This window comes from Teichococcus globiformis, assembly GCF_042646265.1.
Lineage (GTDB): Bacteria > Pseudomonadota > Alphaproteobacteria > Acetobacterales > Acetobacteraceae > Pseudoroseomonas > Pseudoroseomonas globiformis.
Window position 1 is genome coordinate 1 of the sequence record NZ_JBHRTN010000025.1, and the last position, 860, is coordinate 860.

General features: G+C 65.6%; 1 protein-coding gene. It reads right to left on the reverse strand.

Annotated features, from left to right (window positions below; translation table 11 throughout):
- Window positions 1–860: elongation factor Tu (tuf, locus tag ACFOD4_RS19610; protein ID WP_379599190.1), on the reverse strand; the 860-nt coding region annotated here is incomplete at its 3' end.

The following is an 860-nucleotide window of genomic DNA, read 5'->3' on the forward strand; positions in this document are numbered from 1 at the left end:
TCCTCGCGCTTCGTGCCGCGCAGCAGCGCGCCGATGTTGTCGCCCGCCTCGCCGCTGTCCAGCAGCTTGCGGAACATCTCGACGCCGGTCACCGTCGTCTTCACGGTGTCCTTCAGGCCAACGATCTCGACTTCCTCGCCCACCTTGACGATGCCGCGCTCCACCCGGCCCGTGACCACCGTGCCGCGGCCGGAAATCGAGAACACGTCCTCGATCGGCATCAGGAACGGCAGGTCCTTCGGGCGCTCCGGCTGCGGAATGTAGGCGTCAACCTCTTCCATCAGCTTCAGGATCGCCTGCTCGCCCAGCTCCGGCGACTTGTCTTCCAGCGCCATCAGCGCCGAACCCTTGACGATGGGAATGTCGTCGCCCGGGAACTGGTAGGAGGACAGCAGCTCGCGCACCTCCATCTCCACCAGCTCCAGCAGGTCGGGATCGGCCATGTCGCACTTGTTCAGGAACACCACCAGCGCCGGCACGCCAACCTGGCGCGCCAGCAGGATGTGCTCGCGCGTCTGCGGCATCGGGCCATCCGCCGCCGACACCACCAGGATCGCGCCGTCCATCTGCGCGGCACCCGTGATCATGTTCTTCACGTAGTCGGCGTGGCCCGGGCAGTCCACATGCGCGTAGTGCCGGTTCGCCGTCTCGTACTCCACGTGAGCCGTCGAGATGGTGATGCCGCGCGCACGCTCCTCGGGCGCCTTGTCAATCTGGTCGTACGCCGTGAACGACGCACCGCCCGACTTGGCCAGAACCTTGGTGATCGCCGCCGTCAGCGACGTCTTGCCATGGTCCACATGCCCGATCGTGCCAATGTTGCAGTGCGGCTTGTTCCGCTCAAACTTAGCTTTCGCCAT